Here is a 15,449-nt window from a genome sequence, read left to right as displayed (position 1 = left end):
CGGTATTAATTAAGGCGTATCTTTAATACCATTTTCGATCACAAACTTACCCCATAGGGCAATCTGCTTACCAATCCAATCTTTAGTAGCTTCGGGTCCGCCAGCCACAATCTCAATGCCTTGAGCGCGCAATTTATCGGCGACTGCTGGGCTTTTTAGCGCTTTAGTAACCGCTTGATTCATCGCATTCACAATCGCTGGTGGCGTTTTAGCCGGTGCTAATACCGCCCACCATGCTGGCGCATTAAATCCCGGGAAACCACTTTCTGCAATCGTGGGAACTTTCGGTAATTCGGCAGTACGTTTAGTAGTAGTGACTGCCAAAGGAATAACACCACCGCTATCGATATGCGGCTTGACTAAAAACACCGAGCCAATAGCAAGGGGCACCTGGCCACCCAGAATATCTTGCATTAAAGGCCCACCCCCCCGATAAGGTACGTGTACCCAATCAAAGCCTGCAGTTTTGGCTAAACGCGCAATGGCTAAATGCCCTAAGCTACCGACCCCAATTGAGCCATAGTTAAACTTTTTCTTGGCTTTCGACTCTTCCACTAATTGCTGAAAAGTTTTAATTCCCGAGTTTTTACTAGCTACCAAGACCATAGCTGAGGTGCCAATTAAGGTAACTGGCGCAATGTCAGTGATGGTGTCGTAGGGTAATTTATCTTTGATACTAGGATTCACGCCATGTGTATCAAAAACAATTGCAAAAGTGTAACCGTCAGGATCTGAGCGCACCATCGCCCCAGTACCGATTACGCCAGAAGCACCACCAATATTTTCCACAATCACATTTTGTTTGAGTTCAGCCTGAATAGCGGGCGCCAAAATTCGCGCCACCTGATCAACCGAACCGCCAGGAGGAAAAACCGCAATCAGACGCACTGGTTTTTGGGTCGGCCAAGTGCCTAAGCCAGCAGCAATGCGACTGGTTTGGCTAAAGGCGTTGAACCCGAGCAAACAAGCTGCAAGGCCAAAAATAAAGCTAAAAAGGCAGGTTTTTAATTTGCTTCGGTAACTCATACTCATCTCCTAAATACAGCGTTTTGCGGATCTTTATACCTTGTTTGGGCTCGCTTAGGGTTGACAATAGGCTTGTTTAGACTAAGCCTCGCCAGCAAGCAAGCGCCTCAGTTTAACCGCCTTCGCGCTCTAGCGCAGTGCGCCCTCGATAGTCAGTATTCATCTTGTTTGATAATAGGGTATGTCGCCCATTTTAAATATTGCTAGTTACCAATTTGTGGAGATTGAAAATCCCAGCGAATTGCGCCAAAGCGCTTTGGCAGAGTGTGAGCGCCTTCATTTGAAGGGGACCATCTTACTTGCACCTGAGGGTATCAATTTATTTCTCGCGGGCACTGAAAATGCCGTGCGTACTTTTGTCGCTTGGCTACGGAATGATCCGCGCTTTGCCCAAATTGAAGCGAAAGAAAGTTGGTCTGATGTGCAACCGTTTCGTCGATTGCTGATCAAAATTAAAGCAGAAATTATCCGCATGAATCATCCCACCATTCAACCTAAAAAAGGTCGCGCCCAATTTATTTCCCCTCAACAGTTATGTGCTTGGCTAGATCGTGGTGCCGATGATCTGGGTCGACCAGTAGTCATGCTCGACACCCGTAATGGCTTTGAAGTGGAATACGGTACTTTTATAAATGCCCTGAACTTGCAGCTTGAAAAATTCAGTGACTTTCCTGCCGCAATTCAGCCGCACCTTGCAGACTTACAAAATAAAACCGTCGTCAGCTTTTGTACGGGCGGAATTCGCTGTGAAAAATCGGGTATCTACATGCGTGAATTAGGTGCCCAACATAGCTATCAATTAGAGGGTGGGATCTTGAAGTATTTTGAAGAAGTCGGGTCAAATCATTATCAGGGCACCTGTTTTGTTTTCGACGAACGTGAAGCACTCGAGCCAAATCTTGCAACTATTGGTCTTGAGCAATCGATCCGCAAACAACGGATTAAAATAGTAAAATAACCTTGTAAATATTTCTAGCTCTCAGCAAAGTCTTAAAAAAAATAGAACAAGAAATATAATTAACATAATAAGCATAATATTCGGGGATAAATTCATGAACCAACTAGTTAATCGGCTACCGCCGATTTTTTTATCTATACAAATAGTTGCGCTGGGCTGTTTTACTTTGGGTTGGTCCCTATCTGGGCTAGCACAACCTGCTCCCTACCCTAATAAATCGATTCGTTTGCTAGCACCAGTTGCTGCTGGTGGCGGCCTTGATAAAATTGCCCGCACTGTGGCTGAACGCTTAGGTCATGCTTTAGGGCAAACCATCATCGTTGAGAACCTCACTGGCGGGGGCGGCATTATTGCCTCGCAAGCGACTGCCAAAGCTGCTCCTGACGGCTACACCCTGATGATTGGTTATGTCGGCACCCATGGCACTAACCCTGCAGTCCGCAAGCTTCCTTATGATGCAATTAAAGATTTCACGCCGATTGGCATGATTGGCGCAACTCCAAATGTCCTCGTTTTAAACATGTCCATACCCGCAAAGAACGTGAAAGAATTTATTGCCTATGCTAAAAAAAATCCCGCTAAATTAAGTTATGGTTCAGCTGGCCCTGGTACTCTCACGCATTTATCAATGGAACAATTTAAGAATGAGTCGGGTATTTATTTAGTTCACATTCCTTACCGAGGAATTGCTCCGGCTTTTACTGATTTAATGGGTGGGCAAACCCAAGCGATGTTTCCCGCACTCTTTGCTGCGCTGCCCTATATTGATACCGATAAAATTCGCCCGCTTGCCGTAACTGGCCCAAACCGAAACCCGGCGATTCCCAATGTGCCCACTTTTAAAGAGCTCGGCTACGCTGGGTTTGAAGGTCAACAATGGTACGGTATTGTTGGTCCCGCAAAAATGCCTGAAGTTCTTGTCAATAAATTAAACATGGAATTGAATAAGGTTTTAAATAATCCCGAGTTTGCGGCGAAGTTAACCAGCGAAGCATTAGTAGTCATGCCCATGTCATCCAGCCAATTTGGGCGTTATATGGCCGACGACATTGCCCGCTGGACTAAAGTTGTCAAAGACCGAAAAATCGAAATCGAATAAATAATTAAATAAAGCGCTAGAACCCATCATGTCAAACACAATTCAAGCAGCAGCCGATCTTAACGCCCCACCGGTTACCCAAATTCTGGCTGATTTTGTTGCCAAGCATCCCAGTCGGGGCTGGACTCCTGAAGTCGAACATGAAGCCCATCGCACTTTTTTAAACTGGCTCGGCTGTGCAATTGGCGCAGCTCAACACGAAAGCGTTGCCACATCATTAGCGGCAATTCAAGAATTTCAACCCGCCCCACAAGCCACTATTCTGGGCCGCAAAGAACGGGTTGATATGGCGGGTGCGGCGCTAATTAATGGCATTAGTTCGCACACCTTCGACTTTGACGACACCCACTTAAAAACTGTGATTCATCCTGCTGGACCCGTAGCCTCCGCTATTTTGGCTTTAGGCGAACATATTAATACCAATGGTCGTAAGCTGATTGATGCGCTGGTTTTAGGGATTGATGTTGAATGTCGGATTGGTAAGTGTATGTATCCCGATCACTACCATCGTGGTTGGCACATTACCAGCTCAACTGGAATGTTAGGCGCAGCCGCAGCGAGTGCTCGCTTAATGGGGCTCAATGCCCAACAAACTACCATGGCACTCGGAATTGCCGCTTCGCAACCCATTGGGATGCGGGAACAATTTGGCACGATGACTAAACCATTTCATCCTGGTGGAGCGGCACGAGCAGGTCAACTTTCAGCTTTATTAGCAAAACACGGCTTTACTGCTAGCAGTAAAGCGCTTGAGGCTGGTCGAGGATATGTCCAGACCGTTTCAACCAAAGCCGATTGGTCTGAAATCGAGCGCGGTCTAGGTAAGGTATTTGAAATTTCCCTTAATACCTATAAACCTTTTGCTTGCGGCATTGTGATTCATCCAAGTATCGATGCGTGTGTACAACTTAGAGCGCAAGGCGTGAAGCCAGATGAAGTAGAACGCCTTGAAATAAAAGTTCATCCTTTAGTGTTAGAACTAACTGGCAAGAAAACCCCGCAGCGGGGTCTTGAGGGTAAATTTAGTGTTTATCATGGTTGTGCTGTTGGGCTTATTTTTGGTCAAGCCGCTGAAAGTGAATATGCTGATGACATCGTTACCCGTGCCGATGTCGTTGCTTTGCGCGATAAAGTTCATGCCACGATTGATGCTTCAATCAGCGAAGCAGCAGTTGATGTCACGGCCTTCTTAAAAAGTGGGCAGCAAGTGCATGTGTTTGTTGAACATGCAATTGGATCGATTGAAAATCCCATGAGCGATGCCCAACTCGAAGCTAAATTTACCAGTTTGGCGGAGCCCATTATTGGCAAAGAAAAAACCCAGCAATTAATTGCAGCACTATGGAGTCTGGGTAAAGCGCCCGATTTACACACCATCTTGCGCTTAAGTATTCCTTCGTAACACTAGAGGAAATATGCAGATGAAAACGCGTCCAAATATCGTCATTCTAGGTGACTATGAGCAAGCCATTCGCCGTTTCTCAAATTGGGATGCACTTGAACAACGTGCGAATCTAAGCTTCCATCATCAACCGCTTCGCGATGAGGCGCTCTTTGAGGTAATTAAAGATGCTGATGCCATTGCGATTGTACGCGACCGTGCGCCCTTAAATAAAGCCCTCCTCAAGCGCTTAAATAAACTCAAATTTTTGATGTTTACTGGCGAGCGTAATGGCACTCTTGAAGCTACTGCGCTAGTCGAGCGCAATATTCCTATGGCTTGTTCCCCTGGTGGACCATCAAAAGAAACTACTGCCGAATTAACTTGGGCTTTAATTTTGGGTGCTTCTAAACGCCTGCTTGAACAAAATCAGTTAATCGTCCAAGGTGGCTGGCGTGACGCACTATCTGTTCTGCCAATGCTGAGTGGCGAACGCTTGGGCATTATTGGTTTAGGTGCGATTGGTAGTCGAGTAGCCCGCGTCGGCCAAGCCTTTGGCATGGAAGTGGTCACTTGGAGCCCACGCATGACTGTAGAGCGCGCAGCAGCTGAGAACACAAAATCTGTCACTCTTGATGAGCTACTTAGTACCGCAAAAGTCGTCAGCCTGCATTTAGTAGCTGGGCCTCATACCAAAGGTTTAATCAACGCGGAAAAATTAGCTCTGATGCGGTCCGATGCCATTCTGGTGAACACCTCGCGCGCTAGCTTAATTGATATGCAAGCCCTGCCTGCGGCCTTGGCTGATGGTCACCCAGGTCAAGCCGCAATCGATGTATTTGATCTTGAACCACTACCTATTGGTGATCCTTTGCGTAAAACCCCCAATTTATTAGTTACGCCCCACTTAGGCTTTATTGCCGAACCTATTTTTGCCGCCTTTGCTGACGGCATCACACAAACCTTAATGGCCTGGCTCGATAACAAACCCCTACCGCATCCATTTAAGCCTTAACTTGAAATCAGTCAGTCCCAAACAACTATTTATTGGCTTTACCAAAATTGGATTATCAGGCTTTGGGGGCGTGCTGCCTTGGGCGCGCAGGACGGTTGTTGAACAAAATAAATGGTTAACCGCGCATGAGTTCAACGCCATATTAGGTATATGTCAAATCGTGCCTGGGCCTAATATTATGAATTTAGCCGTTTGCATTGGTTCACGCTTTGCTGGTGTCAAAGGTGCTATTGCCGCAGTAGCAGGCTTGATGCTGGGTCCAATTAGCTTGGTATTGGTGTTGGCGGCACTCTATGATCGGTACGGCTACCTGACTGCAGTCCAAGGCGTCTTGCGTGGCATCTCTGCAGTTGGCGTAGGGTTAATTGCCGCCACTGGCTTCAAAATGATGCGCGATGGATTTCACTATCCGCTGATGTTCATTGTGGTAGCAGTCACGTTTGTCGCAGCAACCGTATTTCACTTAGCGCTTGGCTGGGTGGTACTTATCGCTCTGCCGCTGGGCTTGTGGCTCGCGTGGGGTAAGGTCAAGCAACCATGAGCGTCCTTCTCGGTCTATTTCTTCAATTCTCGGCTTTTTCTTTAATTGCCTTTGGCGGCGTCAATGCCTTACTGCCCGTGCTCTACGATATATCAGTCAACCAAGAGCATTGGATTGATGCCCAAACCTTTGCCAACTATTTTGCCATTGCACAAGCAGCCCCAGGCCCTAACTTTATGACTGTCACCTTAATTGGTTGGCATGTTTACGGCGTAGTGGGAGCCTTAGTGGCGACTCTGGCTATTGCTTGGCCCTCTTCTATTCTTATTTTCTGGTTACAACGCTATATTCAGAGTATGAAAAATGTGCAACATCAGCAAGCTATTCAGTATGCGGCGGCGGCCCTCGCAATTGGTTTAGTGCTTGCTTCCGCGTGGCAAATATCCTGGCAAATTAATCATGGGGTCGTAGCTTATGTCATTACTCTGGGCACCCTTGCTATCATGCTGCTAACGCCTTGGCACCCCTTATGGCTTATTTTGCTGGGCGCCCTATGCGGTTTATTCGGTATTATTTAAGTATTCCTATTTCACTTGAACTCAATTAATCGCAATATCTTCAAAACGCGGAGCAAGATATGTCTAAACTAAACAATTGGCCTTGGGTTCGAATTGCCTTCATTGCGCTGGGCTTAATCGGTGCTAGTTGCAATATCAGCCTTAGTCATGCACAAGCAGACTATCCCACTAAGCCGATTAATTTCATCGTGCCTTATGGTGCTGGTGGCGGTGCAGATTCACGTAGCCGTCAAATTGCCCTGCGCATGAGCGCAATTTTGAAGCAAAGCATCATCGTGGAAAATAAAGCTGGTGCTGGCGGTAATATTGGTACCGAATTTATTGCCCGGGCTGCGCCAGATGGGTACACCATCGGCATGGGGAATTTTGCCCCCCTAGCCGTTAATAAAAGTTTATTTGGTAATTTACGCTACGATCCTGAAGCCGATCTCGTACCGATTGTATTAATCGAAAAAGGGCCTTTAGTTTTAGTGGTTAATCCTAAATCGCCCTATAAAACTGTGCAAGATATTGTTGCTGCGGCTAAAGCAAAGCCTGGTGTTCTGACTTTTTCTTCTGGGGGTATCGGTGGTAGCCACCAACTTTCAGCTGAAGTATTTATGGATAGCGCCGGTATAACAATGATTCATGTACCTTATAAAAGTGGGTCTGCAGGTCTAACCGATTTAATGGCGGGTAATGTTGATATGATGTTTGATCAAATGTATTCGGCCATGCCAAGCATTAAAGGCGATAAATTACGCGCCTTGGCTATTACCAGCAAAAAACGTTCACCCTTGTTGCCTAATATCCCCAGCTTCACCGAGCTTGGCTACCCCAAAGTTGAGGTGCTCAATTGGCAAGGTTTGGTCGCCCCCAAAGGCACACCCAAAGCAATTATTGATAAACTCAATGCAGTGGCCAACGAAGCATTAAAAGATCCCCAGTTTCGTGAATTGATGCTTGCGCAAGGTAATGAAATTGGCGGTGGTACACCGGCAGACTTTGCAGCACTGATTAAAGCAGAAGCGGCTAAGTGGAGTGCAGTAGTAAAGGCTCATAACATCAAGCCTGAATAAATTTGGGACAGCCACTAGGGTCAAAAAATAGGGGTCCTAGTGGATGATGAAGCTCAACATACTAATTGAGCTCATTTCAATTCCATCAGTAATGACAGTAACTTTTTCACCTGGCTGCTGTAAAGCTAGCGGATAAAGTGCCGGCCAATAATGCTCAGGTGTTGGAATCGCTAAGCGGGCCGCCTCACCAAGACTTTCGTAGTCAATTAAAGCCTGATACTGGTTTGCTTGCAACGCCTGTAAAAAGAAATGATTAAACTCCAGAGCCCAAGGATAAGGGGTAGCATCTGCCTGCCAATGAATGAGGCGTAGGTTATGAACTACATTGCCACTCGCCAGAATTAAAATATTTTCTGCTCGCAGGGGGGCTAATTGACGAGCTAAATCGTAATGGCCTTGCGCGTCTAAGCCGCCATTTAAACTCATTTGCACTACTGGTATATCGGCTGCAGGATAGAGGTAGCGCAGTACCGACCAAGCACCGTGATCGATACCCCATTCATTTTCTTCTAAAACCACTGCGGTCAGCGGTGCTAATAAGGTTTTTACCCGTTGCGCTAAATTAGGGCTGCCAGGAGCAGGGTACTGCAACTGAAATAGGGCATCTGGAAAGCCACCAAAATCATGAATTGTTTGGGGCATTTGCATTGCGGTAGCCCAAACGCCGCGGGTTAACCAATGGGCTGAAATGACTAAAATCGCGTCGGGACGAGGGAGATTTTTTCCTAATTCGGCCCAAGCTTTGGTATGCCGATTAGCCTCAAGCGCATACATAGGGCTTCCATGGCCAAGAAAAACAAGGGGTTGTAACTGTATACGGTTAACGTTTATCTAAAAACGTATCCAATATGGGCAGCAGTAATCGCAAACAAAATAGCCAAGCTCGTTGCTACCGCAAGCATTACAACTAAAACAATAATCTTACGATTAATTGCCGATTTTTCCTCACCATGCCATTCATTCATTTTGATCCCCTAGTGCATTCCTCATATTTGAATTATCCCCTATTCAGAAGCCAAGCTCCTACTTCTGCCACCTAAGCGCCTCGCTTCGTGATTCTTAACGCCCACGGCCAGCCTTGCGCATCATGCCCTTGCCGCCACCAAAGCCTGCCTGCGGACGCCCGCCTAAGCTCTGTGGGCCTTTCGCTACAGGACGTGCCGGGGGTTTACCCGCCGCTGGCTTGGCTGGATTCTTACTTGCTGGTTTCTTTTCTTCCGTCACAATTTGCTCCTATCGATATCATATTGTCATGATTACTGACTATTCTATCCAAGCTGTCGCCATTAATGCAATTCCGCTCATTTTTGCCATTACCATACATGAGGCAGCCCATGGTTATGCGGCTAAGCGTTTTGGCGACAACACGGCATACATGCTAGGCCGAGTGACCCTTAACCCAGCCAAGCACATCGACTTGGTGGGCACCATCTTAATCCCCTTAGCACTTATTTTAATGGGGTCTTCGTTTTTAATTGGTTACGCGAAACCAGTACCTGTTCGCTTTGACCATTTACGTAACCCCAAAATCGATATGATTTGGGTTGCTTTGGCTGGCCCCGGCTCGAATTTTATCCAAGCCATCGTCTGGGCCATTCTCTGGATTACCTTGCAAGGATTCGGTATCGATGAGACTTTTTTTATTTCCATGGCTAAAGCAGGGGTGCTCTGGAATATTGGCTTGCTAGTGTTCAATTTATTTCCCTTGCCACCATTAGACGGTGGCCGAATTTTGTCTGGCCTCTTACCAGTGCGTCAATCCATTGCTTTAGGAAAAATAGAGCCCTGGGGATTTTTTATTGTGCTCGGTTTAGCTTTCACCGGTTTCATTACCACTTGGTGGATGCAGCCGCTCAGTGCTTTTTTTATTTGGTTGCTCACCCTCATTACTTCGCCGCTACGACTCCTCTTTGGAGCATAAACTCGAGATGTCCACTCGCCAAGCTTTTCAAACGCTTTTAATCTACCGCATAGGCGTCACCCTCAACTACCAAATTATCATGGTTGCAGTGGGTTGGCATATCTATGAGCTAACGAATAGCGTGGTGTCACTGGGGTTAGTTGGCTTAGCGGAGCTAGTACCCTACTTTGCTTTTGCGCTTTACTCAGGTCACGCAGTCGATACCTACTCGCGACGTTTGATTGCGGCCATTGCCTGCTCTATTCATATCGGTGTGGCCTTTTTTCTGGTGGCTATTGCGCTCAATTTAATGAGTCCACCAGTACCCCTTATTTATACGGCAGTTGCCTTTCTAGGTATCGGTAGAGCGCTGATGCGCCCCTCGTATACGGCCATCTTTGGCCAAATTATTCCGCGTGCAGAACTCACCCGCTACACCGCGCTCGCTTCTTCGGTATTTCAAATTTGTGTGGTTGCGGGGCCCGGTATCGGCGGCCTACTCATTGGCTTTGCTGGTCTATCGTGGACTTATTGTCTAGCTGGACTCTGCGCTGGAGTCGGCTTGTATGGTGCTTGGCTTATTCAAGCGCAAAAACCGCAGCTCAGCACGGTAAGGGCTCATTTTTTTACGAGTTTTTTAGAGGGCTTTAATTATGTTCGTAAGCACGAGTTAATTTTAGCGACAATGGCCCTCGATATGTTTGCAGTTTTGCTGGGGGGTGCGGTGTCAATCTTGCCAGCTTTTGTGAAAGAAGTTTTACATGCTGGACCAGAAACTTTAGGTATTTTACGTGCCTCACCCGCACTCGCGGCAGTGATTACAGGCGTTATCTTGGCTCGCAAACCCATGCTTTATAACTCGGGCCGTTATTTATTAATGTCGGTTGCGGGCTTTGGCTTGGCCATTGTTGGCTTTGGGCTGTCGACTGAGTTATGGGTAGCGGCAAGCTTCTTAATGCTATCGGGCTGCTGTGACTCAGTATCGGTGGTCATTCGCGGTTCGATTATGCAGCTCACTACCCCGGATCAAATGCGTGGCAGAGTCAGTGCTATCAACGGTATTTTTATTGGCTCTTCGAATGAACTCGGCGCACTCGAATCAGGCATTGCTGCCAGCTTAATGGGTCTAGTGCCCTCAATTATTTTTGGCGGAATTGCCACAATTGCAGTGGTAACCTGCACTTACTATCTTGCACCACAATTGCGCCGCTTACATATTGCCGATTTATCTTAAAAATAATTTATTTAATTTCAGGTAATTCTTTTTGAATTAATTGCAAGCTAGCCCTTAAAAGATTGTTATAGCGCTCTCGCTCTGCTCGAATCGTTTCTGGCGTCCATTGAAAAAACCCCTCACCGGTTTTCATGCCCAATTTGCCATGGGCTGCAGGCTCTGCTAAGCATTGCGCAATTTGTGGAGAATTGTTAAGCGATGGATAAATGCTCGCGCCTGCAGCGGCATGAATATCAAGGCCGGCATGATCACGCTGTAACACGGGGCCAGCAGCTAAATAACGAAAGCCAAAGCCAAAGCGCACCGCTTTATCAATATCCTCCAAACTTGCAATACCTTCATCCACCATCCAAAAGGCTTCGCGTGATAAAGCATGTTGCAGCCGGTTGGCTAAAAAACCAGGTAAATCTTTTTTTACCCTCACTGGCACCATGCCGCATGCCGTCATGAGGCGTGACAGGCTTTCGCCGACAAGAGGTGACGTTTTTGGACCATAAACAACTTCGACACAGGGCACCAAATGCGCTGGCATAAAAAAATGTAGTCCAATCATACGAGCTTGCGTTTTTAAATCTGTACAGATCGCGCTAATTGGAAAGCTTGAGCTATTGCTCGCTAAGACTGTTTCAGCTTTAGCGCGTTTTTCTAATTCAATAAATAAGGCTTGTTTAATATCTAAGCGCTCGGGAATACACTCAACGACTAAATCGACTTCAGACCAATCGACGTCATTCAACGAGCCTGCTGTCGTCAAAAGATGGATGCGCTGCTCGTAGCCCAACTCGATCATTTGATTAGCAAAGTAAGTAGGTAAAGCTGCACGGCGTTCGGTGGTGAGTTCACATACTTGCGTAGCACAGCCACCGCGGGCAAATACGGTTGCCACATCAGCGCCCATCGTGCCGCCGCCAATAATTAATACTTTAGTTTCAGCTGGAGTAAATAACATCACACTATTCCTTAATTAGGGGTGCAGAACGAGTTGCTACAGGCACCATAAAATCAAAATCACAGCCCACATCGGCTTGTGTAACAGTCGTTTGGTAAAGCCGACGATAACCTGTCGCTGGAATCTCTAAGCGTGCTTCAGGGGCGACTAACTCGGCTAAACGTTGCTTAATTTCTGCCTCATCGACTAACAGTGTGATGCTGCGCTTAGGTACATCTAATTCAATCATGTCACCGTTACGTACCGCTGCAAGTGGTCCATTTTCAGCAGCCTCTGGAGTAATATGCAAAACGATCGTGCCAAAGGCAGTACCACTCATCCGTGCATCGGAAAGACGCACCATATCTTTCACTCCAGCTTGGGCTAATTTTTTGGGGATAGGTAAATATCCCGCCTCGGGCATTCCTGGGGCGCCTTTTGGACCCGCATTTTGTAACACTAAAATATCTTCCGCTCGTACATCTAAATCATCGCGATCAATACGCGAAGCTAAATCTTCTAAAGAGGTGAATACCACAGCGCGACCGCGATGCTGCAATAAAGCAGGGGTCGCAGCCGAGTGTTTAATGACGGCTCCGCGCGGGGCTAAATTGCCTTTTAAGACCGCTAAACCTCCGACAGGGAAGATCGGCTCGGCAGCGATCCGAATCACCTTTTTATGACGCGCCATACTTTTATTATTTTGTGCTGATTCTATTTCTTCGCCTAGGGTGCGACCACTAATCGTCAGGCAATCTAAATAGAGATGGGGTTTTAATTCTTGCAAGATCGCCATCAAGCCACCATCTTCGTACAAATGTTCCATGTAATGGCTACCACTCGGTTTTAAATCAACCAGAACTGGCACATGACGACCTAAACGGTCAATCGCCTCTAAGTCAATCTGTATTCCTAGGCGTGCGGCAATGGCAGTGAAGTGAATCAAGGCATTGGTCGAACCACCAATCGCATGCAATACGGTAAATGCATTCGTAAAAGCCTGTGGAGTCAAAATGGCCTGACTAGAAAATGTACTAGGATCAGGTAATTGCGCCAGCTCGACTGCACGCCGACCAGTGAACTCGGCAAGACGAAAGCGTTCAGCCATCACTGCGGGTACTGCTGCCGTTCCCGCTAAACTCATGCCGGCAGCCTCAGTCATGCAGGCAATCGTGCTAGCCGTTCCCATGACCATGCAGGTACCCGTCGTCGGGGCTAATTTTTCATTCACTGCATCAATTTCAGTCTGATCGATTTCATGCGCACGAAACTTTGCCCAGTAACGCCGACAATCCGTACAAGCCCCCAAACGATCGCCTTGATAAGTGGTGGTTAGCATGGGTCCTGTGGGGATCACAATAACTGGCACTGATACGCTAGCTGCAGCCATTAATTGCGCTGGAATCGTTTTATCGCAGCCCCCAATTAACACCACTGCATCAACGGGCTGTGCACGGATCATTTCTTCCGTATCTAAAGCCATCAAATTACGTAAGTACATACTGGTTGGGAAGGCAAAAGACTCATGAATCGAAATAGTAGGAAAAACCATCGGCATGCCGCCAGCTTGCATCACACCACGCTTGGCAGCCTCAATCATTTGGGGCACATTGCCGTGACAGGGGTTAAAGTCGCTGAAGGTATTCGTAATGCCAATAATTGGGCGGTCGAGGGCACTATCGCTATAACCCATCGCCTTAATAAAGGCTTTGCGTAAAAATAGTGAAAATCCCGCATCGCCATAGCGTGTCAGCCCCTTAAGCATGCCGCGGGAGGTAGTCTTGGCTGGATCGGAATTGCTCAATGGTTTGCCCCAAAAGTGGTGAATGAATCAGGGTAGCAGGATTAAGAAAACACTTACAATGTGCCATTATTTCAAAAAAACATAAAGAGACATGATTCCCGTCAATTCGGTGCTCCAAGTCGGCCCATTTTCAGGCCCCATGCAAGCGGAAATCGATCGCCGGATCGGTCATGGTAACTATGGTAAGTTACTTAATCCGCTCGATAAACCGCCCCTTGGTGTATTTAAGGCGATCCTCACCCGCTCGCCTACTATTCTTCCCATTAGCCTTTTAGAACAATTGCCAAAATTAGAAATTATCGCCAATTGTGGGGTTGGTTACGATAATTTGCCGCTAGATTACTTGCAGCAAAAACATATTATTGCTAGCAATACACCTGGGGTTCTTAATGATGCAGTCTGCGAATTGGCAGTGGGTTTGCTGTTGGCATTAATGCGCCAAATACCCGCTGCAGAACAGTATTTACGTGCCGGCACTTGGAGTAACGGGCCCTACACCTTAACTAGCAGTTTGGCTGGCAAGCGGGTGGGTATCGTCGGCCTTGGCCGTATTGCCCTCGATTTGGTTGAGCGTCTCAAGCCATTTAAAGTCCATTTGAGTTATTGCGGTCCGAATCAAAAAAATGTGCCCTACACCTACTATAGCGATATCGTCAGCTTAGCTGCCAATAGTGATATTTTGATCATGCTGTGCCCCGCTGGGCCAAGCACCGCAAAAATCGCGAATGCGGCGGTGTTTAAGGCCCTCGGACCCACCGCTTATTTTATTAATATTGCCCGTGGCAGTGTGCTAGATGAAGCCGCGCTCTTACACGCACTAGAAAATAAGCTGATTGCTGGAGCCGCCTTAGATGTATTCGAAAATGAGCCCACTCCTAATCCTGAATTTTTTAAATATAGCAATGTTGTACTCACGCCGCATATGGCTAGCGGTACGAATGAAACCCGCATTGCCATGACAAACTTAACCCTCGATAATCTCGACGCTTTTTTTCAACAGCAGCCCCTTCTTACCCCAATACCATTTGATCTGGAGACCTTATGAAAACGATTGCCTCTTCCCTGCCAACTATTCTTTCGCCGGTGTTAACTCCATTTAACGCAGATGGCAGTCCCAATTCCAAAGTCTTATTAAAACAATGTCAATGGTTATCAAAAAATGGCGTTGGGCATGCCGTTTTTGGTACTAATTCCGAAGCAAATTCCATGTCGGCCACCCAAAAATTGCGGGTACTTGATGATTTATTGGCGGGCGGGCTCGATCCAAGCCAAATGATGCCAGGTACCGGTGCTTGCTCCGTCGATGATGCTGTCACCATGACTAAAGCTGCAGTCAAGGCTAAATGTGCCGGCGTTTTAATGTTGCCGCCCTTTTACTATAAAGATGTTTCAGACGATGGATTGTTTGCTTACTTTGCTGAAGTGATTGAAAAAGTTGGTGATAGCGCTTTACAAATTTATGTTTACAACATCCCGCCTGTGAGCAAAATTGGTTTGAGCTTAGATTTGCTCGAACGCTTAGTCGAGGCCTTTCCAAAAACCGTAGTCGGCATTAAAGACAGTTCGGGCGACTGGGATTACACTGAATCGGTGATTAAAGTATTAGCTCCTACTGGCTTTCGCGTGTATGCGGGCAGCGAAATATTTTTACTGCGTACCATGCGCGCTGGCGGAGTGGGCTGTATTTCTGCTACAGCTAATATCAACCCAAAAGCCATTGCCGATTTAGGCGCCCACTGGGAAGATGCTTATGCTGATGAAAGTCAGGCGGCTTTAGACAAGGTGCGCGCAGTGTTTATGCAATATCCCCCAATGGCCGCCATGAAAGCAGTGGTTGCCCACTTCAGTAAAGATCCAGGTTGGTTACGTATGCGCCCACCTCTCGTCACCTTGCCAGTTGAGCAGCAGAAAAAATTAATTGCTGAATTAGCAGCCATTAATTTCACCATGCCTGGACTGTGATTTCCCCACGTTTATTTTCCTCTTT

The 15,449-nt window shown here is 47.0% G+C and carries 17 protein-coding genes; 11 read left to right on the top strand and 6 right to left on the bottom strand.

Going from position 1 to position 15,449, the window contains the following annotated elements:
- Window positions 1-9 precede the first annotated feature (9 nt).
- Window positions 10-1,026, bottom strand: a complete 1,017-nt coding sequence (locus LZG75_RS08760; RefSeq protein ID WP_233924150.1) for a tripartite tricarboxylate transporter substrate binding protein — start codon at window positions 1,024-1,026, stop codon at window positions 10-12.
- 181 nt (window positions 1,027-1,207) lie between these two features.
- Here LZG75_RS08760 and LZG75_RS08755 point away from each other — a divergent pair, with 181 nt between their 5' ends.
- From LZG75_RS08755 to LZG75_RS08725, 7 genes are all read left to right on the top strand, one after another.
- Complete coding sequence (locus LZG75_RS08755) at window positions 1,208-1,984, top strand: sulfurtransferase (RefSeq protein WP_233924149.1); 777 nt, start codon at window positions 1,208-1,210, stop codon at window positions 1,982-1,984.
- Window positions 1,985-2,078: 94 nt separating this feature from the next.
- The gene (locus LZG75_RS08750) at window positions 2,079-3,083 is read left to right on the top strand and encodes a tripartite tricarboxylate transporter substrate binding protein (protein ID WP_233924148.1); all 1,005 of its coding nucleotides are present in this window, start codon (window positions 2,079-2,081) and stop codon (window positions 3,081-3,083) included.
- A gap of 28 nt (window positions 3,084-3,111) precedes the next feature.
- Window positions 3,112-4,485 (top strand): MmgE/PrpD family protein, encoded by a 1,374-nt coding sequence (locus LZG75_RS08745; protein WP_233937263.1) that lies wholly within the window; start codon window positions 3,112-3,114, stop codon window positions 4,483-4,485.
- Between the two features lie 19 nt (window positions 4,486-4,504).
- On the top strand, window positions 4,505-5,479 hold the full coding sequence (locus LZG75_RS08740) for a D-2-hydroxyacid dehydrogenase family protein (RefSeq protein WP_233924146.1): 975 nt from the start codon (window positions 4,505-4,507) through the stop codon (window positions 5,477-5,479).
- Window position 5,480: 1 nt separating this feature from the next.
- Window positions 5,481-6,020, top strand: coding sequence for a chromate transporter (locus tag LZG75_RS08735; protein WP_233937262.1), 540 nt, complete (start codon window positions 5,481-5,483; stop codon window positions 6,018-6,020).
- Window positions 6,017-6,538 carry a chromate transporter gene (locus LZG75_RS08730; protein WP_233937261.1) on the top strand — a complete coding sequence of 174 codons (522 nt, stop codon included), beginning with the start codon at window positions 6,017-6,019 and terminating at the stop codon, window positions 6,536-6,538. Before LZG75_RS08735 ends, LZG75_RS08730 begins: the two co-directional genes overlap by 4 nt.
- 59 nt (window positions 6,539-6,597) lie before the next feature.
- Window positions 6,598-7,596 carry a tripartite tricarboxylate transporter substrate binding protein gene (locus LZG75_RS08725; RefSeq protein WP_233937260.1) on the top strand — a complete coding sequence of 333 codons (999 nt, stop codon included), beginning with the start codon at window positions 6,598-6,600 and terminating at the stop codon, window positions 7,594-7,596.
- A gap of 36 nt (window positions 7,597-7,632) precedes the next feature.
- On the opposite strand, the gene ygiD is transcribed toward LZG75_RS08725, so the two are convergent.
- The 3 genes from ygiD to LZG75_RS08710 all read right to left on the bottom strand — a co-directional run bounded on the left by ygiD (window position 7,633) and on the right by LZG75_RS08710 (window position 8,820).
- Window positions 7,633-8,412, bottom strand: a complete 780-nt coding sequence (ygiD, locus tag LZG75_RS08720; protein ID WP_370634817.1) for a 4,5-DOPA dioxygenase extradiol — start codon at window positions 8,410-8,412, stop codon at window positions 7,633-7,635.
- A gap of 11 nt (window positions 8,413-8,423) precedes the next feature.
- Window positions 8,424-8,561: a hypothetical protein gene (locus tag LZG75_RS08715; RefSeq protein ID WP_233924141.1), complete on the bottom strand. Its 138-nt coding sequence runs from the start codon at window positions 8,559-8,561 to the stop codon at window positions 8,424-8,426.
- A gap of 94 nt (window positions 8,562-8,655) precedes the next feature.
- Complete coding sequence (locus LZG75_RS08710; protein WP_233924140.1) at window positions 8,656-8,820, bottom strand: hypothetical protein; 165 nt, start codon at window positions 8,818-8,820, stop codon at window positions 8,656-8,658.
- Between the two features lie 28 nt (window positions 8,821-8,848).
- Between LZG75_RS08710 and LZG75_RS08705 the strand changes: the two genes are divergently transcribed.
- Complete coding sequence (locus tag LZG75_RS08705) at window positions 8,849-9,517, top strand: site-2 protease family protein (RefSeq protein WP_233937259.1); 669 nt, start codon at window positions 8,849-8,851, stop codon at window positions 9,515-9,517.
- Window positions 9,518-9,524: 7 nt separating this feature from the next.
- A complete protein-coding gene (locus LZG75_RS08700; RefSeq protein WP_233924138.1) occupies window positions 9,525-10,730 on the top strand; it encodes an MFS transporter in 1,206 nt (401 codons plus the stop codon).
- A 7-nt stretch (window positions 10,731-10,737) separates the two neighbouring features.
- On the opposite strand, the gene LZG75_RS08695 is transcribed toward LZG75_RS08700, so the two are convergent.
- The gene (locus LZG75_RS08695; protein WP_233924137.1) at window positions 10,738-11,679 is read right to left on the bottom strand and encodes a 3-hydroxyacyl-CoA dehydrogenase family protein; all 942 of its coding nucleotides are present in this window, start codon (window positions 11,677-11,679) and stop codon (window positions 10,738-10,740) included.
- Between the two features lie 4 nt (window positions 11,680-11,683).
- Window positions 11,684-13,462: an IlvD/Edd family dehydratase gene (locus tag LZG75_RS08690; RefSeq protein ID WP_255698864.1), complete on the bottom strand. Its 1,779-nt coding sequence runs from the start codon at window positions 13,460-13,462 to the stop codon at window positions 11,684-11,686.
- Between the two features lie 91 nt (window positions 13,463-13,553).
- Between LZG75_RS08690 and LZG75_RS08685 the strand changes: the two genes are divergently transcribed.
- Entirely contained in the window at window positions 13,554-14,507 is a 954-nt protein-coding gene (locus tag LZG75_RS08685; RefSeq protein ID WP_233924136.1) for a 2-hydroxyacid dehydrogenase, read from the top strand.
- Window positions 14,504-15,424 (top strand): dihydrodipicolinate synthase family protein, encoded by a 921-nt coding sequence (locus tag LZG75_RS08680; RefSeq protein ID WP_233924135.1) that lies wholly within the window; start codon window positions 14,504-14,506, stop codon window positions 15,422-15,424. The genes LZG75_RS08685 and LZG75_RS08680 overlap by 4 nt, the downstream gene beginning before the upstream one ends.
- Window positions 15,425-15,449 lie beyond the last annotated feature (25 nt).

The sequence above is a fragment of the Polynucleobacter sp. IMCC30063 genome (assembly GCF_021395235.1).
Taxonomy (GTDB): domain Bacteria; phylum Pseudomonadota; class Gammaproteobacteria; order Burkholderiales; family Burkholderiaceae; genus Polynucleobacter.
The sequence above is the reverse complement of the archived record's forward strand: the minus strand, read 5'-3'. Positions and strand labels throughout refer to the sequence as shown.